Genomic DNA, 17,501 nt, shown 5'->3' with positions numbered 1-17,501 from the left:
TGCGTATGTAAACTTCGTAATGAACTGGTCCGGCCATGCGACCAACCTGGCCTACGAGGGTTTAAGGCGAGGTTGCGTCCGGTTTTGTTTCCCTTGATATTTTTGGCGAGCCGATCTGGGGTTCTCAGTCCTTGGCTACGGCGGGCTGTGGCCCTAATGTCACCACAGGACGATTGAACGGTGACGCTTGCGGCGCGTTCAGGGTTTCGAGCGCGACGCGGTTTGCGCAGAACGTCTTTTAGGAGCGCCTCTTTGGCCAACATCACCCTGGTCGACGACGACGAGAACATCGTCGCCTCTGTTTCGCTGGCGCTGGAAAGCCACGGGCACAAGATTACGGCCTATCACGACGGCGCAGCGGGGCTTGAGGCCCTGGAGGCGACGCCGCCCGACCTGGCCATTCTGGACGTCAAGATGCCCCGCATGGACGGTATGGAGGTGCTGCGCCGCCTGCGTCAGACCTCGCAGATCCCGGTCATCATGCTGACGTCCAAGGACGAGGAGATCGACGAAATCCTCGGCTTCAACCTCGGCGCCGACGACTATATCCACAAGCCCTTCAGCCAGCGTCTGCTGATCGAGCGGGTCAAGGCCCTGCTGCGCCGGACCGGCGCCGACGGCGGAGAGCCGGAGCCTTCGGCCGAGATTTCGGGCAAGGCGATCAAGCGCGGTCCCCTGGTCATGGACCCGGCCCGCCACGAGAGCACCTGGAACGGCAAGCCGGTCAAGCTGACGGTGACCGAGTTCCTGCTGTTGCAGGCCCTGGCCCAGCGTCCCGGCTTCGTGAAGAGCCGCGACAACCTGATGGACGCCGCCTACGACGATCAGGTCTATGTCGACGACCGCACCATCGACAGCCACGTCAAGCGGATGCGCAAGAAGTTCCGGGTGGTCGATCCCGAGTTCGACGCGATCGAGACCCTGTATGGCGTCGGTTACCGATACCGCGAAGCCTGATCCCGCCGGCGGCGGAACCGAGGACGAGACGACCCCCCGACGCGTAAGACGCTTCGGGGGTTCGCGTCTTGGCGGGCTGATTTTCGTCCTCAACCTGATCAGCCTGCTGATCCTGCTGGGCGGGGCCCTGGCGCTGAACGAATGGCGGCGCGGCCTGGTCGAGGCGCGTCAGGAATCCCTGACCGTCCAGGCTGAACTTCTGGCCAACGTCCTGGGCCAGTTGGGCATCACGCGCGGCGAGCCCGAGCCGATGCTGGACCCCTTCGCCGCCAACCAGTGGCTGGTCGACAACTTCATCCCCAGCGGCCAGCGAGCCCGGCTCTACGACATCGACGGCCTGCTGGTCAGCGACAGCTATGCTGTGTCGGAAAAGATTCCCGGCGCGCCCCTGCCGGCCGCCCGCCCGGCGGGGACGCCCCTGCCCGATACGCGCGAAGCGGATCAGAAACGCTCGGCTGCCGCCGAACGGGCCAGCGAAGCCCTGTTGTCCGAGGTCGAACTGGCCCTGGACGGCGAACCCCAGGCCAATGTGCGCCGCTCGGAGGATGGCGACCGCGTGGTCTCGGTGTCCATCCCCGTGCGCCATGTGCAGCAGGTGCTGGGCGTGCTGACGCTGGAGGCCGGCGACGTCGACGAGATCCTGGGCGCCCAACGGCGCGCCCTGACCCCCTTCGCCCTGGTGGCCCTGGCGGTGAACCTGCTGGCGTCCCTGTTGCTGCACCTGTTCGTGGCCCGGCCAGTGCTGCGTCTGTCGGCGGCGGCGGACGAGGTCAAACAGGGTCGGGCGCGCGCCATCTCCCTGCCCGATCTGGAGGGCCGCAAGGACGAGATCGGCGATCTGGCGCGGTCGCTGGAATCCATGACCGAGACCCTGTCGGACCGAATGGACGCCATCGAGCGCTTCGCCGCCGACGTCAGTCACGAGATCAAGAACCCCCTGACCTCGATCCGTTCGGCGCTGGAGACGCTCGACCTGGTCAAGGACAAGGCGCAGCGGGACCGGTTGACGACCCTGTTGCAGAATGACGTGCGTCGGCTGGACCGGCTGATCACCGACATTTCCAACGCCTCGCGACTGGATGCGGAACTGTCGCGCGACCGGCCGCGCGCCATCGAGCTGGACGGGCTGCTGCGCGATATCGTCGGGGTCTATGAGCATTCGGTTCGCCCCGGCGAGGCCACGGTGGCCTTGGCGCCGATCACGGCGGCGGCTTCGGGCGCAGCGGCTCGGGTCATGGGGCGCGACGGGCCGCTGGGCCAGGTCTTCCGCAACCTGATCGACAACGCCCGCTCCTTCAGCCCGGCAGGCGGCGAAGTCAGGGTGTCCCTGGCGCGCGACGAGGCCGATCCGACGCGCATCCTGCGGATCACGGTCGAGGACGACGGGCCGGGCATCCCTCCCGACAACCTGGAGACCGTATTCGAGCGCTTCTACACCTCGCGGCCCAAGGGCACCGCCTTCGGCGCCAACTCGGGCCTGGGCCTGTCGATCGTGAAACAGATCGTCGAGGCGCACGGCGGGCGGGTCGAGGCGCACAACCGCATGGGCGCGGACGGCCAGATACTGGGCGCGCAGTTCTCGGTCTTCCTGCCCGCAGCCTCCGGGGCGGTGAGCGGACGCCGGACGTGAGCCCGATCCACGCGACCAGCGTGGCCCGGCGCACCCCGGACGGCTGGCGCGGCGTCCTGCTGACGGGGCCTTCCGGGGCGGGCAAGAGCGATATGGCGCTGCGGCTGATCGGCCGGGGCTGGCGGCTGGTGGCCGACGACTACAGCCTGGTCTGGCGCTCGGCAGACGCCCTGTACGCCGCCGCGCCGCCGGCCATCGCCGGGCGGATAGAGGCGAGGGGCATAGGCATCGTGCCCGCACCCTGCATCGGACTGGCGCGCATGGTCCTGCTGGTTGAATGCGGACATGAGCCCGTCGAGCGTATGCCTGAGTTTCGCACCGTGACGATCGCAGGCGTGGTCCTGCCCAGCATGCGCCTGGACATCCGGTCTGCGTCGGCGGTGGAGACCGTGTTGGCCCGGCTGGATTCGGGTCTGGGCGCGCCTTGATGTCGCGGTGCTTTAAACCCGCGTCGGTTTCCTCTATCTAGGCCGGCTTGCGGTCCAAGCCGGGGTCTTTATCCGGTGGATGGTGGCCGAGGGGGCGTTGAGTGGTGAAGCCTTCATGATTGGGCTGGTGATCGTCACCCACGGAGGTCTGGCCTCCGAATTCCTGTCGGCGATGGAGCATGTCGTGGGGCCTCAAAGAGGCGTCGCGGCCATCTGTATTGGGCCGGAGGACGACATGGAGCGACGCCGTCGCGACATCGTCGACGCCGCCGCCGCCGTCGATGACGGCTCGGGCGTCATCCTGCTGACCGATATGTTCGGCGGCACCCCGTCCAACCTGGCCATCTCGGTGATGGAACAGACTCACGCCGAGGTCATCGCCGGGCTGAACCTGCCCATGCTGATCAAGCTGGCCAGCGTGCGGGGCCGCGAGACGCTGGAATCCTGCGTGGCCCACGCTCAGGACGCCGGGCGCAAATATATCTCGGTCGCCTCCTGGGTGCTGGCGGGGGAAAAATGAGCCAGGCGGTCACGGCCACGGTCGGCATCTGCAACACCCGCGGCCTGCACGCCCGCGCCTCGGCCAAGTTCGTGAAACTGGCCTCCAGCTTCGAATCCGAGGTCCAGGTCATCCGCGACGGCACGACCGTGGACGCCCGCTCGATCATGGGCCTGTTGATGCTGGGCGCCGGGAACGGCTCGTCCATCGACATCTCGGCCGAGGGGCCGGATGCGGCCGAGGCCATCGAGGCCCTGTCCGATCTGGTCGCGCGCAAGTTCGACGAAGACGCCTAGGCCTTTGTCGCCTTGGCTCCCCGGGGCCTGATCCAGCGCAGGGCCGCCAGGGCCGCGAACCCGACCACCAGACCCCAGAAGGCCGAGCCGATCCCGAACAGGGCCAGGCCCGAGCCCGTGGCCGCAAAGGCCAGGACCGCCGCCTCGCGCTCGTCAGGCACGGCCAGCATGGTGGTCATCGAGTTGCTCAGCGTCGCCACCAGGGCCAGGCCGGTGATCATGGCCAGGGCGGCGGGCGGCATGGCGATGAAGATCCCGGCCGTCGGCGCGGCGAACAGGCCGACCAACAGATACAGGGCGCTGTAGATGACGCCGACGATCCAGCGCTTGTCCGGGTCGGGATGGGCTTCCGGTCCGGTGCAGATCGCCGCCGTGATGGCCGCCAGGTTGATCCCGTGGGCCCCAAAGGGCGCCATGAGCAGGGTGCTGATCCCCGTGGTCAGGATCAGCCGGTTGGCCGGCGGCTGGTAACCGGCGGCCCTCAGCACCACCAGACCCGGCAGGTTCTGCGAGGCCAGGGTCACCAGAAACAGCGGAAAGCCCAGGCTGACCGCGATCTTCCAGTCGAAGGCGGGCATGACCGGTTCCAGCCGTCCGAACAGGCCGGTCCCCTGGGGCAGGCCCAGGTCGCCCTGCAGGGCCATGACGCCGATGGCGACCAGCAGCACGACGGGAATGGCCCAGGTGGCCCACAGCCGGCGCATGACGATGAAGACGGCCAGCAGCATCAGCCCCAGCACCAGGGCCGACGGCATGACGCTGAACAGTTTCAGCACGAAGGGCAGCAGCACCCCCGCCAGCATGGCCGAGGCGACCGAGGCCGGGATCCGCTGCGCCAGCCGTCCTAGCACGGGCAGCAGGCCGGTCAGGGTCATCAGGGCGCCCGCCACCACAAAGGCCCCGACCGCATTGGTCCAGCCCAGGCCCAGGGTCGAGGCTGCCAGCAGCGCCGCGCCCGGCGTGGACCAGGCGAAGACGACGGGTATCTTCAGCCGCCAACTCAGCAGGACGCCGGGCACGCCGATGCCGATGCACAGGGCCGTCACCATGGAGGTGATCTGGGCCGGCGATCCGCCCATGGCCTGACCGGCCTGGACGATCAGGGCGACGACGCCGCCAAAGCCGATGACGATGGCGACCGCGGCCGAGGAAAAGGCCGAGGGGATGAACAGTCTGGTCGATGAACTCACGATGGGTCGCCGATGCGTCGAGCCGGTTGCGGGCGGCGCCGGGCCGCCCGCGTCATTGCTTGGGTTGGATGGGGCCTCAGGCCTCTTCGTCGCCCGACAGGCCCATCATGTGGAAGCCGGCGTCGACGTGGACGACCTCGCCCGTGGTCGACAGGCCCAGGTCCGAGCACAGCCACAGGGCGGCGCCGGCGACGCCCTCCATCGAGGTGTCCTCCTTCATCGCCGACATGGCGCGGCCTTGGGCGATCATGCCCCGGCCGCCCGAGATGCCGGCCAGCGACAGGGTGCGCATGGCGCCCGCCGAGATGGCGTTGACGCGGATGCCCTTGGGACCCAGGTCGCGGGCGATGTAGCGGGTCGCGGCCTCAAGCGCGGCCTTGGCCACGCCCATGGTGTTGTAGTTGGGGATGGCGCGTTCCGAGCCGAGGTAGGTCAGGGTGATCATCGACCCGCCGTTCGGCATCAGCTTCGAGGCGCGGCGCGCCACGTCGACGAAGCTGAAGGCCGAGATGTTCATGGCCAGCAGGAAGCTGTCGCGCGAGGTGTTGTCCACGAACGAGCCCTTCAGCTCGTCCTTGTTGGCGAAGGCGATGGCGTGGACGACGAAGTCGATCGTGCCGAACTCCTTTTCCAGCTCGGCGAAGGCGGCGTCCATCGAGGCGTCGTCGGTGACGTCGGCCTGGATCAGCAGCTTGGCGCCGACGCTTTCGGCAAGGGGACGCACGCGGCGCTCAAGACCCTCGCCCAGATAGGTGAAGGCCAGCTCGGCGCCTTGCGCGGCCAGTTGCGAAGCGATGCCCCAGGCGATGGAGTTGGCGTTCGCCACCCCCATGACCAGGCCCTTCTTGCCCTTCATCAGTTCGCCGGTCGGCATGTTCCAGGCGGATTCAGCGGCCATGGGAAATCTCCTCGTGATTTGCGAGGAGGGTTAGCAGGGGCGGCGCAACGACGAAACCCTCTCCCAGCGGGAGAGGGCGTGACTGCCTAGGCCTTGGCCAGAATCAGCGTGCCGTTGGTGCCGCCGAAGCCGAACGAGTTGGACATGACCGTCGTCAGCTCTGCATCCTTGCGCGCGCGCAGGATGGGCATGCCTTCGAAGGCCGGATCGAGGTTTTCGATATGGGCGCTTTCGGCGGCGAAGCCGGCCTGCATCATCAACAGGCAGTAGATGGCTTCCTGAGCCCCGGCGGCGCCCAGCGAGTGGCCCGTCAGCGACTTGGTCGAGGAGATCATCGGCATGTCGTCGCCGAACACGGCGCGGACGGCTTCCATTTCCTTGGAATCCCCCACCGGCGTCGAGGTGCCGTGCGGGTTCAGGTAGTCGATCTTGCGATTGCCGGCCTGGGCCATGGCGATCTTCATGCAGCGCTGGGCGCCTTCGCCCGAGGGGGCGACCATGTCGTAACCGTCCGAGTTGGCGCCGTAGCCGACGATCTCGGCATAGATCTTGGCGCCGCGAGCGACTGCGCGCTCGTACTCCTCGACCACCACGATGCCGGCGCCGCCGGCGATGACGAAGCCGTCGCGGGCCGCGTCATAGGCGCGGCTGGCGACCGAGGGGTTGTCGTTGAAGTCCGAGGACATGGCGCCCATGGCGTCGAACATGTTGGACATGGACCAGTCGATGTCCTCGCAGCCGCCGGCGAAGACCACGTCCTGCTTGCCCAACTGGATCTGTTCCGCCGCCGCCCCGATGCAGTGGGCCGAGGTCGCGCAGGCCGAGGAGATGGAATAGTTGACGCCGCGCATCTGGAACCAGGTCGACAGCACGGCCGAAGGCCCCGACGCCATGGCCTTGGGCACGGCGAACGGGCCGATGCGCTTGGGCGAGGTCTTTTCGATGGTGGTCTGGGCGGCCTGCAGGATGATCTGGGTCGAGGGGCCGCCCTCGCCGACGATCACGCCGATGCGGTCGTCGCGGATTTCCTCGGGGCTCATGCCCGAATCCTTCAGGGCTTCCTCGAAGGCGATGTGGGCCCAGGCCGTGCCGTTGGCCAGGAAACGCGACGCGCGGCGGTCGACCCGACCGGCCCAGTCCTCGCCGGTCGAGCCCATCGAGGGCGGCGCCCAGACCTGCGAACGGAAGCCGTATTTGATGTGATCGGGCGCAGCGATAACGCCCGACTTCGCCAGACGCAGCGATTCGGTGACCTCTGCGGCGCCGTCGCCGATGGAGGAGACGATGCCCAGCCCAGTAACGACCACTCGCCGCATTGCTGTTTCCTTCTTGTCCTTGTCCCTCAGATGGGGACTGTCGCGTTCGCCGCGACTTTGTTCTGTCAGTCGGCCCTTGTGGGCTTTTGTCTATACCTAGGCGGCGGCCGGAGCGGCAGTCTCATTTGTCGCACCAAACAGGCCGACCCGCATATCCGTCGCCGTATAGATAACCACGCCGTCGGCTTCCAGAACCCCGTCGGCGATGCCCATGACCAGCTTGCGATTGATCACTCGCTTCAGATTGATCTTGTAGACCACCTTCTTGACGTCGGGCGTGACCTGACCGGTGAACTTGACCTCGCCGACGCCGAGCGCGCGGCCCTTGCCGGGGCCGCCGATCCAGCCAAGGTAGAAGCCGACCAACTGCCACATGGCGTCCAGGCCCAGGCAGCCGGGCATGACGGGGTCGCCGATGAAGTGGCACTGGAAGAACCAGAGCGACGGGTCGATGTCGAGTTCGGCCTCGATATAGCCCTTGCCGTGCTCGCCGCCGTCATCGTTGATGGTGGTGATGCGGTCGAACATCAGCATCGGCGGGGCCGGCAGTTGGGCGTTGCCCGGTCCGAACAGCTCGCCGCGGCCCGAGGCCAGCAGGGCGGCATGATCGAAGGACGAGGGGTACTGGCTCACAGGCGCGTCTCTCTTATGGCGCGTTCCGTCTAAAGGAACGGCGGGTTGCGCGGGGTTACACGAGCCGGGCGGGCGGCTCAACCAGCAGCGTTACCGTGAAGGTCTGGCGGCGGGCGGCGCAAGACCGGCCGGACGGGACGCGTCGCACAGGGCGCGGGTTTCGCCGCCGAACACCCCGGCCTGGGGCGTCCAGCCGCGCAGACGACGGGCGCGAACCTCGCACCAGCCGTCTTCACAATCGTTTACGGCCACGATGGAGCGGGGCGCGAGGCGGGCGCGCAGGGGGGCGGTATCGGACTTCCCGGCCCGGATGGGCAGTTCGTGATTCGAGGTGTTGAACACGGCGCGGCGGCTGGACACCACGCTGCGATGGACCCAGGCGACAGCGCCGTCGGGGTCGCAGATCTTGCGCCATTCGCGGGTCTCGGCGATCACCTGCACCGGCACTCCGGCGGGGCCATAGATCCAGAGAATTCGGTAATCCAGGCCCGGCCCCATCCGCGCCCGCGCCTCCGACGACTTCAGCGTCAGCCAGCGTGGAACAGGCTGGCGCGTGGGGGTCGGGCGGCCGTCCGGCATGGCCGAGGCTGCGCCGACCACCAGGGCCATGCCGACCACGGCGAGGGTCACGCCAACGGGGCGACGCGACAGACTGCGCAACAGCCTTTGGAAGAGGGCGACAGCTTTGCTAGACACCGAAGGCTCGTTTCCGACGCGTCTGTGAAATCCAAGGTCCCCATGTCCACCCGCAAGCTTAAGGTCGTATTAACCAGACGCCTGCCGGACGCGGTCGAGACGCGGATGCGCGAGCTGTTCGACGCAGAACTGAACCTCAAGGACGTGGCCATGGACCGCGCTGCCCTGGAGGCCGCCGTGCAGCGGGCCGAGGTCCTGGTCCCCACCATCACTGACACCATCGACGCCGACCTGATCAACGGGGCGGGCGAGCAGTTGAAGATGATCGCCAACTTCGGGGCGGGCGTGGATCATATCGACATCGACGCGGCGGTGGCGCGCGGCATCATCGTCACCAACACCCCCGGCGTCCTGACCGAGGACACGGCCGACCTGGCCATGGGCCTGATCCTGGCCGTCAGCCGACGCATGATCGAGGGCGCACAGGTCGTGGCGGCGGGCCAGTTCGAGGGCTGGACCCCCACCTGGATGTCGGGCCGCAAACTGTACGGCAAGCGTCTGGGCATCGTCGGCATGGGCCGGATCGGCCAGGCCCTGGCGCGTCGGGCCAAGGCCTGCGGCATGCAGGTCCATTATCATAACAGGAAGCCCATCAGCCCCCGCATCGAGGAGGAACTGGGCGCCACCTACTGGGACGATCTGGACGAGATGATCGCCCGCATGGATCTGGTGTCGCTGAACTGCCCGGCGACCAAGGAGACCCACCACCTGATGTCGGCCGAGCGGCTGGCGCGGATGCCCGCCCACGCCATCCTGATCAACACCGCGCGCGGCGAGCTGATCGACGAAGCCGCCCTGGCCGAGGTTGTGGCGCGGCGCGGTCTGGCGGGCGTCGGCTTGGACGTGTTCGAACACGAACCGGCGATCCATCCCGGTCTGGTCGGCCAGCCCAATGTGGTGCTTCTGCCCCATCTGGGTTCGGCGACGCTGGAGACCCGTCAGGACATGGGCGACCGCGTCATCCTCAATGTCATGACCTTCCAGAATCAGCACCGTCCGCCCGACCGGGTCATCCCGGCGATGCTGTAGGGCGCAGCGAGGCCGCTGTGACCGCGATTTAACTCGCGGGTTTTCAGAGATGTCCGTAAAGCCCAATCCTCTGGTGGGGGTAGGGCGGCATGAATCTTAGTTCGATCGCGGCGGTGCTGTCGTTGGCCAGTCTGTCGCTGGCCAGTCTTTGCGCAACGTCCGCCCACGCCCACGTCCAGACCAATGCCCAGGCCGTCGCGCCGCTCCCCTTCGCTGAGCGGTTGGCGCAGGCGGGATCTCCGCTGACCGTCCGGCCGGAGGGCCTGTCCGGTCCGGGCGCCGCCATCCTGTCAGACGCCGTCGAGGCCAGCCGATACGTCCTCATCGGCGAAAGCCATATGTCGCGCGAGATCCCTGCGTTTACGACGAACATCTGTCGTTTGATGGCGCCCGGAGGCCTGACGGCCATGGCCGTCGAGGTCGGACCCGAGGGCGCAGGGGCGGTCAACGCCCGGCTGAGAGCGCCGGATCAGGAACAGCAGATGTCCGACTTCCTGAGCGCCCACCCCTCCGTCATCGCCTTCCTCAACGGCCGCGACGAGGCTCAGACGGCCGCCGACTGCGCCGCCGCCGCGGGGCCGGACTTCACGCTGTGGGGGCTGGACCAGGAGTTCCTCGGCGCGAGCGGCTATCTGTTCGAACAGATGCTGGCGGCCGATCCAGGGCCTCTGGCCCGCGCCCAGATCGAAGCCCTGGCCGAACAGGATCGCGTGGCGACCCAGGCTGCGCTGGCCTCCGGCTCGCCCTTTGACCTGTTCCTGCTTTCGGCGACCGACGCGATGCTGGACCCGGCGGGGGCGGCCATCGAGCAGGACGGCGGCGACCGGGCGAGGGCCTTGTTCGCCGCCTTGCGCGAGACCCGCGCCATCTATCAGGCCTCACAGGCCCGCAGCGGCGACCCGAACGGGCGCAGGGCGCGGCTGATGAAGCGGACGCTGGCGGCGCATTTCGCGCAGGCGCCACAGGCCCGGGTGCTGATGAAGTTCGGCGCCTATCATCTCTACACCGGCTTCAATCCGCTGGGTCAGCGCGACTTAGGCAACTTCGTCGCCGAACACGCCGACGCTGAGGGCGTGAAGGCGCTGAACATGATCGTCGTCGGCGCGCGCGGCATGCAGGCCAGCTTCAACGGCGTCGGCCGTCAGGTGAAGGTGAGCCCGTTCGACGTCATGACGGACGAGGAAGCCGATTGGAGCCGGGATGTGATGCTGGCTCGCCCATCGGATATGGCGCCGGACGACTGGTTCCTGGTGGATCTTCGCCAGCTGCGCAGCGCCGATCTGGAAGCCCTGACGCCGGAATGGCGCGAGATCATCCGCGGCTATGACCTGGCGGTCGTGGCGCCGGAACTGTCTGCCTCCACTGTGTTGGGGGTTCGCGACGCCCCTTAGCGGGCAGCGGCCTTCAGTGACCGATCAGGCGTCGCCGCAGACGGGGCAGGCCGGGTCCGCCACGACCTTCACGGTTCGCGCCGTCGCCGCCAGGCCGTCGTAAAGCATCAGCCGGCCGGTCAGAGGCTGGCCCGCCCCGGTGATCAGCTTGATGGCCTCCAGCGCAGCCATGGCGCCGACGACGCCGGCCAGGGCGCCGATCACGCCGACGCGGGCGCAGGTCTCGGCGTCGGGCGGGGCTTCCGGGACCAGGCACTGGTAGCAGGGCTTGCCGGCGAAGACGCAGACCTGGCCGGTCCAGCGTCCCAGCGCCCCGGACACCAGGGGTATGCCCGCCGCCACGCAGGCCGTGTTGACAGCGAAGCGGACAGCGAAATCGTCTGTGCCGTCCAGCACCAGGTCGTGGCCGGCGATCAGGTCGGCGGCGTTCTCGGCCGTCAGGGCGCGGGCGTGGGTCTCGACCCGGATGTGGGGGTTGAGGGCGCTAAGCCGCTCTGACGCAGCGCCCACCTTGGAGCGGTCGATGTCCTCGACCGAAAACTGGATCTGGCGCTGCAGGTTGGACAGAGCCACGTCGTCAGGGTCGATCAGGCCCAGCATGCCGACGCCCGCCGCCGCCAGATAGAGCGCCGCCGGGCCGCCGACGCCGCCCATGCCGACGATCAGCACCCGCGCGCGGGCCAGCCTCTGCTGACCGGGGCCGCCGATCTCGGCAAGCACCAGATGGCGGGCGTAGCGTTCGACCTCGTCGTCGGAGAAGGACATGGGGCGGGTCTAGAGCCAAACCGCGCGCCCGCGAAGGGGGATGGGCGTTAAGCCGCCATTCCCGACTGGATGACGCCCGTCGTGAACAGGGCCTCGGCGTCGGACAGGGACAGGGCGTCAAGCATCCGGTCGCCCAGGATGTCGGCGACGGCGCCCTCGACCGGGACCTGGGCCATAGGCGCGCTGCCGAACCGGCGATCGTGCGCCGAACCGTCGAGCAGCATGCGTATATTGCCGTGACGGACATCGGCCCGCAGTCGTTTCATCAGGCGGTCGATATCCACGCGCGCGCCCTCGATCACCTGCATGAACTGGCCGCGATGATAGATCAGCATCCCGGTCACGTGGTCGCGGCGATTGTTCGCATCGGACGCGCCAAGGATCAGGGCCATCGACAGAATCGTCGACCCTTGCGCCCCTGCGGCGTCACTGACGTAGATCGCGCGCTGGAGCACTGCGAGGGTTTTCCTGATCCAATTCGATGGAGAATGCCGGTGATACCGCTCACAAGGGGCGAAACTATGGCTAGCACCCGTTTTTCGACAAGATTCTTGCTAGGCTTGATCCGCATCCGCAGGAACGCCATCTGTTTTGCATGAACAATTCGCATGATCCCCGCGCCGATACGGCATCTCCCGGCTGGCACGGCACCACCATCCTGGCGGTCCGCAAGGACGGCCGCACCGTCATCGCCGGCGACGGTCAGGTCTCGATGGGCCCGACCATCGTCAAGGGTGCGGCGCGCAAGGTGCGGGTGCTTGCGGGCGGCAAGGTACTGGCGGGTTTTGCGGGCGCGACGGCCGACGCCTTCACCCTGATCGAGCGCCTGGAAGCCAAGCTGGAGCAGTACCCGGACCAATTGGCCCGCGCCTGTGTCGACCTGGCCAAGGACTGGCGAACGGACCGCTATCTGCGCCGGCTGGAGGCCATGCTGCTGGTCGCCGACGCCTCGTCCATCTTCACCGTGACCGGGGTCGGCGACGTGCTGGAACCTGAACACGGCGTGGCGGCGGTGGGATCGGGCGGCAACTACGCCTTGTCGGCCGCCCTGGCCCTGCTGGAGAACTCCGACCTCGACGCCGAGGCCATCGCGCGCAAGTCGATGGCCATCGCGGCCAGCATCTGCGTCTACACCAACGGAAACCTGACGGTGGAAACGCTTGCCTAGAAACCCGCTATCGCTCGCGGCGTGAGCGTCATCGGAGTTTGGTTCAGCCGCCGCCGAAATCCAGGTCCTTGCGGGCCGCGATGATGGTGACGATGAAGCCGGCCAGGACGTCCAGCATGACCATGGTCACGATCAGGAAGAAGGTCGAGGTGGCGAAGCCGCGGATCAACAGGAACTCGACCAGGCAGACCACGAAGACGATCAGCGACAGGGCGTGATTGACGATGGCGACCTTCTGGCTCGAGGTTGATTTCAGCAGTTCGAAGAACAGCAGGATCAGCGACAGAAACAGGATCAGGTCGCCGACCCCGACGCTCCAATTCGCGCCCGAGGTCATCGGGATCGAGAACAGCGGATCGCGCAGAATGGCGTCGGCCTCGGCCATGCCGCCGCCGCCGGTCGCGCCAAACAGAATGACGATATTGTAGAGCACCACCGGGATCAGCAGCAGGGGGAGGGCGATCAGCATGGGCCAAATCCTGACAAAGACGGCATCCTGAAACGAAGGCCTCGGCGCGGTCTCGATGCAACGGCCGCGCTTGTTAACGATGCATAGCCCGGTTCGCTCCTTATCGCTACGTTCACTCGCCTGACAGGCGAGCGGGGCGAGCCCCGTCAGACCGCTAGCATGCAAAGCCTGCCGTGTTAGGAAGGTGAAATGTCGCCGCGCCCGAATCTGGATCGATACATCGCCGGTTGGCGAGGGCCGGCTCTCGCGGCTCTGCTAGCGCTGGTCGCAGGCCTGCCGGGTCTTCTGCTGCTGCCGCCGCTGGACCGTGACGAAAGCCGCCACGCCCAGGCTTCGGCCCAGATGCTGGAAAGCCGCGACTTCATCGACATCCGCTTCCAGAACGAGCCGCGCTGGAACAAGCCGGTCGGGGCCTATTGGATGCAGGCGGCCTCGGTCGCCCTGACATCCGGAGTCGAGAACCGCGACATCGCCGCCTATCGCCTGCCGTCGCTGCTGGCGGCCATGCTGGCTGCGGCGGCCTGCGCCTGGGGCGGGGCCGCCCTGTTCGGTCAGAGGGCGGGTTTCCTGGCCGGCGCCATGCTGGGGACGACCTTCCTGCTGTCGACCGAGGCGGGCATCGCCAAGACAGACGCCATCCTGTGCGCCGCCGTGACGATCGCCATGGTCGCCTTGGCCCGAATCTATATGGCCGCTCGGGCCGGAGAGGCGCCTCGAGATCCGCGTCTGCGACCGCTCAAGCTGGTGTTCTGGCTGGCCGTCGGCATCGCGATTCTGGTCCGGGGGGCTGCGGGCCTGGTGGTCATCATTCCAGCCGTGGTCGCCCTGTCGGCCTGGGACAGGGACGTGCGCTGGCTGAAGAGGCTGGGGTGGGGCTGGGGCCTGTCGGTTGTCGCCCTGATCGTCGGTCCCTGGGCCATCGCCATCACCGTCGCAACGGATGGAAACGTCTGGCGTCACGCCCTGGACGGTGGATGGTTCGCCGGCCCCCTGGGCGCCGAGGGGCGGCGCGCGGCACTGGGGGCCCACACCCTGACCAGTCCTCTGTTGCTGTTTCCCATGACCCTGCTGGCCCCGGCCGCCCTGGCGACCGGCTGGACGCGGCGGAGCGAACCGGCGGTGCGGTTCCTGCTGTGCTGGCTGGTTCCTGCGTGGCTGATCCTGGAGATCGCGCCGGCCCAACCGTGGTCGTCGGTCCTGCCCCTGTTCGGCGCCCTAGCCCTCCTGGCCAGTGCGGCGGTGGTCCAGCCGATCGGTGACTGGCCGCGTCGCATCGGTTCCGGCCTGGCCATCGTCGCCGCCGCCGCCATCTGTCTGTTCACCGTCTATGGCCTGACCATCCATGGCGATCAAAGCGCGCGTATCTGGGTCTCGGTGACAGTCGTCTGCGCCGCCGTGGCCGGGGCGGGCGGAGCCTTCCTGTTGATGAACAGGGCGGCGGTTTCGGCGGTAGTCGCGTCGATCGTGTTCGGCCTGTTCGCCCATACGGCTCTTGTCGGCGCGCTAAGCCATTTCCGCCCTCTGTCCGTCGCGCCCAAGTTGATGCGGACGCTGGAGGAGGCGGGTCTTGCCCCGCAACAGGGCCTGACCCCTGGCCCGGTCGCCATTACCGGCTTCCACGAGCCCAGCTTCGTCTTCCTGAGCGGCACCGATACCCAGCTGACCGATGCCCAGGGCGCCGCGCGCGCGGTGGGCGAGGGGCGCCCCGCCATCGTCGAGGCTCGCGACCTTGCCGCCTTCCAGGCCGCCACCGCGGCATTGGGCGCGGCGCCGCGCGCCGTGGGCACGGTCAGGGGCTTCAACTATTCGCGCGGCGAGGACGTCAATCTGGTCGTCTACGCCCCGTCTGGCGCGCCCGTCGCCGAAGATCCTTCCGACCGCCGCCGAGAGACACCTGCCCTATGAGTCGCCCTATCCAGATCGTCGAAGTCGGTCCCCGCGACGGCCTGCAGAACGAGAAAACCATCCTCGATCCGTCGGTACGCGTCGAACTGGTTCACCGCCTGGAAGCCGCCGGCGCCCGGCGGATCGAGGCGGTCAGTTTCGTCCATCCCAAATATGTGCCCCAGATGGCCGGCGCCGAAGAGGTGATGGCGGCTCTGCCCCGTGCCGAGGGCCGCAGCCGCATCGGACTGGTCCTGAACGGCAAGGGCTATGACCGCGCCCTGGGCACGGCGGTGGACGAGGTCAACATCGCCATGTCCGCCACCGACGGCTTCGGGCTGAAGAACCAGGGCCTGTCGGTGCGCGACCAGGTCGGGATGCTGTCCGACATCATCGCCGGACGCCGCAATGCAGAAGGCGAGCCCGGCGCGACGCCGGCCCTTTCGGCCACGATCAGCTGTGTCTGGGGCTGTCCGTTCGACGGGGAGGTCTCGGCGGATCAGGTCGCCGATCTGGTCGGCGAGATCGCGGCCCTGGGCGTCGCCGAAATCGCCCTGGCCGACACCATCGGCGCGGGCGATCCCTGGGCAGTGACGAAGAAGGTCGAGGCGGCGCGCAAGGTCTCGGGCGACGCGATCCTGCGCCTGCATTTCCACGACACCCGCAACACCGGCGTCGCCAACGCCTATGCGGCGGTCGAGGCGGGGATCGACGTGCTGGACGCCTCGGTCGGCGGCATCGGCGGCTGTCCCTTCGCCCCCGGCGCCACCGGCAACGTGGCGACAGAGGACCTGGTCTATATGCTGGAGAGGGCGGGCTATTCGACCGGCTATGACCTCGACGCCCTGATCGCCACCGCCCGCTGGGTCGGCGAAAAGATCGGCCGCCCGGCCCCCAGCGCCCTCAGCCGCGCCGGAGGCTGGCCGAAAAGCTGAGGGCAAGATGACCTCGAATTAAGGCGGGATCGCCGGAAAGTCTTGTTACCCAAGGTCCGAAGTCAGAGGACCCCGCATGACGGCAGCTGAAATCCAGGTCATCCCGACCGCGTCTGCAACGCCCAAGGCCCGCATCCAGGCCTTGGACCTGATCCGGGGGCTGGCGATCCTGGGGATCCTCGCCGTCAACGCCGACGGGTTCGCCGCGACCATCTCGGCCTCGCTCCGACCCGAGACCTGGCCCTTCCCCAACGAGGGCTGGACGGCGATCTCGTTCTGGATCGTGAAGACCTTCTTCCACGAGAAATTCCTGACCATCTTCTCGATGCTGTTCGGGGTGTCGCTGTTCCTGGTCGGAGGCGAGCGGGCGGACAGGGCGCGCGGCCGGGTGCTGTGGCGCAGGCTGGCGGTTCTGTTCGGTCTCGCCATGCTGCACGGCTTCGGCATCTGGTGGGGCGATATCCTGTCCCTTTACGCCGTGACCGGGATGATCATGCTGTTCTGCCGCTCGTGGCGGCCCCGGACCCTGCTGATCGTCGGCATCGCCCTGTACGCCGCCATGGGGATCAGGGATCTGCCGCCCGCTGTCCTGTCCTTCGGCTCGCATGAAGTCGTGGCGACGACCCAGCCGGTCGATCAGGCGGCGCAGCAGGCCACCAGCGAGCGCCGCAAGGCTTCGGCCGCAGCCGACATCGCCGAGGCCCGCAGTTCCTGGAGCGCGGCCTATGCCGCCAACACGAAATCCTATCTGCGGCTGCTGTCGGGCTATCTCCACATCTGGCCCTCGACCCTGGGGCTGATGATGATCGGCCTGGGGCTGTTCAAGTCCGGCTTCCTGGCAGGCCGGTCGAGCGCGCGCGTCTATGGCGCCGCCATCGGCGTGGGCGCGGTCGCCCTGACGGTCGTCGGCTGGCTGGCCTGGCGCAGCGTGATCCTGGAGAGCCCGGTTCTGGCCAGCCACAGCCTGGACTATACCCTCGCCCCGCTGATCTCTCTGGGCTACGTCGGCGCCCTGATCCTGTTGTGGAGAGCGGGAGCGGCCCTGGCGCCTCTGGCCGCCGCCGGGCGCATGGCCTTCACCAACTACCTGACCCAGTCCCTGATCATGACGACCATCTTCTACGGCGGTCGCGGCGGGTTGATGGGCGAGATCGACCGACCGGGCCTGTGGGCCATCGTCATCGGCATCTGGACCCTGCAACTCATCTGGTCGCCGCTGTGGCTGTCGCGCTTCGAGATGGGGCCGCTGGAATGGGTGTGGCGCTGCCTGACGGTTGGCCGTCGCGTGCCCTTGCGCAAGCAGGCCTGACGGACCGA

At 67.8% G+C, this 17,501-nt stretch carries 19 protein-coding genes; 11 read left to right on the top strand and 8 right to left on the bottom strand.

Going from position 1 to position 17,501, the window contains the following annotated elements; genetic code table 11:
* Window positions 1-252: 252 nt before the first annotated feature.
* The 5 genes from ACO05L_RS14965 (at window position 253) to ACO05L_RS14945 (ending at window position 3,810) form a co-directional block, all read left to right on the top strand.
* Window positions 253-957 carry a response regulator transcription factor gene (locus ACO05L_RS14965; protein WP_421729962.1) on the top strand — a complete coding sequence of 235 codons (705 nt, stop codon included), beginning with the start codon at window positions 253-255 and terminating at the stop codon, window positions 955-957.
* Entirely contained in the window at window positions 926-2,587 is a 1,662-nt protein-coding gene (locus ACO05L_RS14960) for an ATP-binding protein (RefSeq protein ID WP_421729961.1), read from the top strand. The genes ACO05L_RS14965 and ACO05L_RS14960 overlap by 32 nt, the downstream gene beginning before the upstream one ends.
* Complete coding sequence (locus ACO05L_RS14955) at window positions 2,584-3,015, top strand: HPr kinase/phosphorylase (protein ID WP_421729960.1); 432 nt, start codon at window positions 2,584-2,586, stop codon at window positions 3,013-3,015. The genes ACO05L_RS14960 and ACO05L_RS14955 overlap by 4 nt, the downstream gene beginning before the upstream one ends.
* 115 nt (window positions 3,016-3,130) lie before the next feature.
* On the top strand, window positions 3,131-3,535 hold the full coding sequence (locus tag ACO05L_RS14950; protein ID WP_421729959.1) for a PTS sugar transporter subunit IIA: 405 nt from the start codon (window positions 3,131-3,133) through the stop codon (window positions 3,533-3,535).
* Window positions 3,532-3,810, top strand: coding sequence for an HPr family phosphocarrier protein (locus ACO05L_RS14945; RefSeq protein ID WP_421729958.1), 279 nt, complete (start codon window positions 3,532-3,534; stop codon window positions 3,808-3,810). The genes ACO05L_RS14950 and ACO05L_RS14945 overlap by 4 nt, the downstream gene beginning before the upstream one ends.
* Here the strand turns inward: ACO05L_RS14945 and ACO05L_RS14940 are convergent.
* From ACO05L_RS14940 to ACO05L_RS14920, 5 genes are all read right to left on the bottom strand, one after another.
* On the bottom strand, window positions 3,807-5,000 hold the full coding sequence (locus ACO05L_RS14940; protein ID WP_421729957.1) for a benzoate/H(+) symporter BenE family transporter: 1,194 nt from the start codon (window positions 4,998-5,000) through the stop codon (window positions 3,807-3,809). The genes ACO05L_RS14945 and ACO05L_RS14940 overlap by 4 nt on opposite strands.
* Before the next feature lie 76 nt (window positions 5,001-5,076).
* Entirely contained in the window at window positions 5,077-5,874 is a 798-nt protein-coding gene (locus ACO05L_RS14935; RefSeq protein ID WP_421731704.1) for an enoyl-ACP reductase FabI, read from the bottom strand.
* 110 nt (window positions 5,875-5,984) lie between these two features.
* Complete coding sequence (gene fabB, locus ACO05L_RS14930) at window positions 5,985-7,214, bottom strand: beta-ketoacyl-ACP synthase I (RefSeq protein WP_421729956.1); 1,230 nt, start codon at window positions 7,212-7,214, stop codon at window positions 5,985-5,987.
* A 96-nt stretch (window positions 7,215-7,310) separates the two neighbouring features.
* Entirely contained in the window at window positions 7,311-7,847 is a 537-nt protein-coding gene (gene fabA, locus ACO05L_RS14925; protein ID WP_421729955.1) for a 3-hydroxyacyl-[acyl-carrier-protein] dehydratase FabA, read from the bottom strand.
* Between the two features lie 90 nt (window positions 7,848-7,937).
* Window positions 7,938-8,543, bottom strand: coding sequence for an SH3 domain-containing protein (locus ACO05L_RS14920; protein ID WP_421729954.1), 606 nt, complete (start codon window positions 8,541-8,543; stop codon window positions 7,938-7,940).
* Window positions 8,544-8,585: 42 nt separating this feature from the next.
* On the opposite strand from ACO05L_RS14920, the gene ACO05L_RS14915 reads away from it, so the two are divergent.
* Window positions 8,586-9,572 carry a 2-hydroxyacid dehydrogenase gene (locus ACO05L_RS14915; RefSeq protein WP_421729953.1) on the top strand — a complete coding sequence of 329 codons (987 nt, stop codon included), beginning with the start codon at window positions 8,586-8,588 and terminating at the stop codon, window positions 9,570-9,572.
* An 89-nt stretch (window positions 9,573-9,661) separates the two neighbouring features.
* Window positions 9,662-10,963 (top strand): hypothetical protein, encoded by a 1,302-nt coding sequence (locus ACO05L_RS14910; protein ID WP_421729952.1) that lies wholly within the window; start codon window positions 9,662-9,664, stop codon window positions 10,961-10,963.
* A gap of 24 nt (window positions 10,964-10,987) precedes the next feature.
* On the opposite strand, the gene ACO05L_RS14905 is transcribed toward ACO05L_RS14910, so the two are convergent.
* Both ACO05L_RS14905 and ACO05L_RS14900 read right to left on the bottom strand, forming a co-directional pair.
* The gene (locus ACO05L_RS14905) at window positions 10,988-11,728 is read right to left on the bottom strand and encodes a HesA/MoeB/ThiF family protein (protein ID WP_421729951.1); all 741 of its coding nucleotides are present in this window, start codon (window positions 11,726-11,728) and stop codon (window positions 10,988-10,990) included.
* Window positions 11,729-11,775: 47 nt separating this feature from the next.
* The gene (locus ACO05L_RS14900; RefSeq protein ID WP_421729950.1) at window positions 11,776-12,183 is read right to left on the bottom strand and encodes a BLUF domain-containing protein; all 408 of its coding nucleotides are present in this window, start codon (window positions 12,181-12,183) and stop codon (window positions 11,776-11,778) included.
* 140 nt (window positions 12,184-12,323) lie between these two features.
* On the opposite strand from ACO05L_RS14900, the gene hslV reads away from it, so the two are divergent.
* A complete protein-coding gene (gene hslV, locus ACO05L_RS14895; RefSeq protein ID WP_421729949.1) occupies window positions 12,324-12,896 on the top strand; it encodes an ATP-dependent protease subunit HslV in 573 nt (190 codons plus the stop codon).
* Between the two features lie 43 nt (window positions 12,897-12,939).
* Here hslV and ACO05L_RS14890 read toward each other — a convergent pair whose 3' ends face one another.
* Window positions 12,940-13,365, bottom strand: coding sequence for a hypothetical protein (locus ACO05L_RS14890; protein ID WP_421729948.1), 426 nt, complete (start codon window positions 13,363-13,365; stop codon window positions 12,940-12,942).
* Window positions 13,366-13,554: 189 nt separating this feature from the next.
* On the opposite strand from ACO05L_RS14890, the gene ACO05L_RS14885 reads away from it, so the two are divergent.
* The 3 genes from ACO05L_RS14885 (at window position 13,555) to ACO05L_RS14875 (ending at window position 17,493) form a co-directional block, all read left to right on the top strand.
* Complete coding sequence (locus ACO05L_RS14885) at window positions 13,555-15,270, top strand: ArnT family glycosyltransferase (protein ID WP_421729947.1); 1,716 nt, start codon at window positions 13,555-13,557, stop codon at window positions 15,268-15,270.
* Window positions 15,267-16,184 carry a hydroxymethylglutaryl-CoA lyase gene (locus tag ACO05L_RS14880; RefSeq protein WP_421729946.1) on the top strand — a complete coding sequence of 306 codons (918 nt, stop codon included), beginning with the start codon at window positions 15,267-15,269 and terminating at the stop codon, window positions 16,182-16,184. The genes ACO05L_RS14885 and ACO05L_RS14880 overlap by 4 nt, the downstream gene beginning before the upstream one ends.
* A 76-nt stretch (window positions 16,185-16,260) precedes the next feature.
* A complete protein-coding gene (locus ACO05L_RS14875; protein ID WP_421729945.1) occupies window positions 16,261-17,493 on the top strand; it encodes a DUF418 domain-containing protein in 1,233 nt (410 codons plus the stop codon).
* Window positions 17,494-17,501: the final 8 nt, after the last annotated feature.

It is taken from the genome of Brevundimonas sp. (assembly GCF_965227765.1).
In the GTDB taxonomy this organism is placed as follows: domain Bacteria; phylum Pseudomonadota; class Alphaproteobacteria; order Caulobacterales; family Caulobacteraceae; genus Brevundimonas.
Note: the sequence above shows the minus strand (reverse complement) of the source record. Positions and strands in the feature narration are given on the sequence as shown.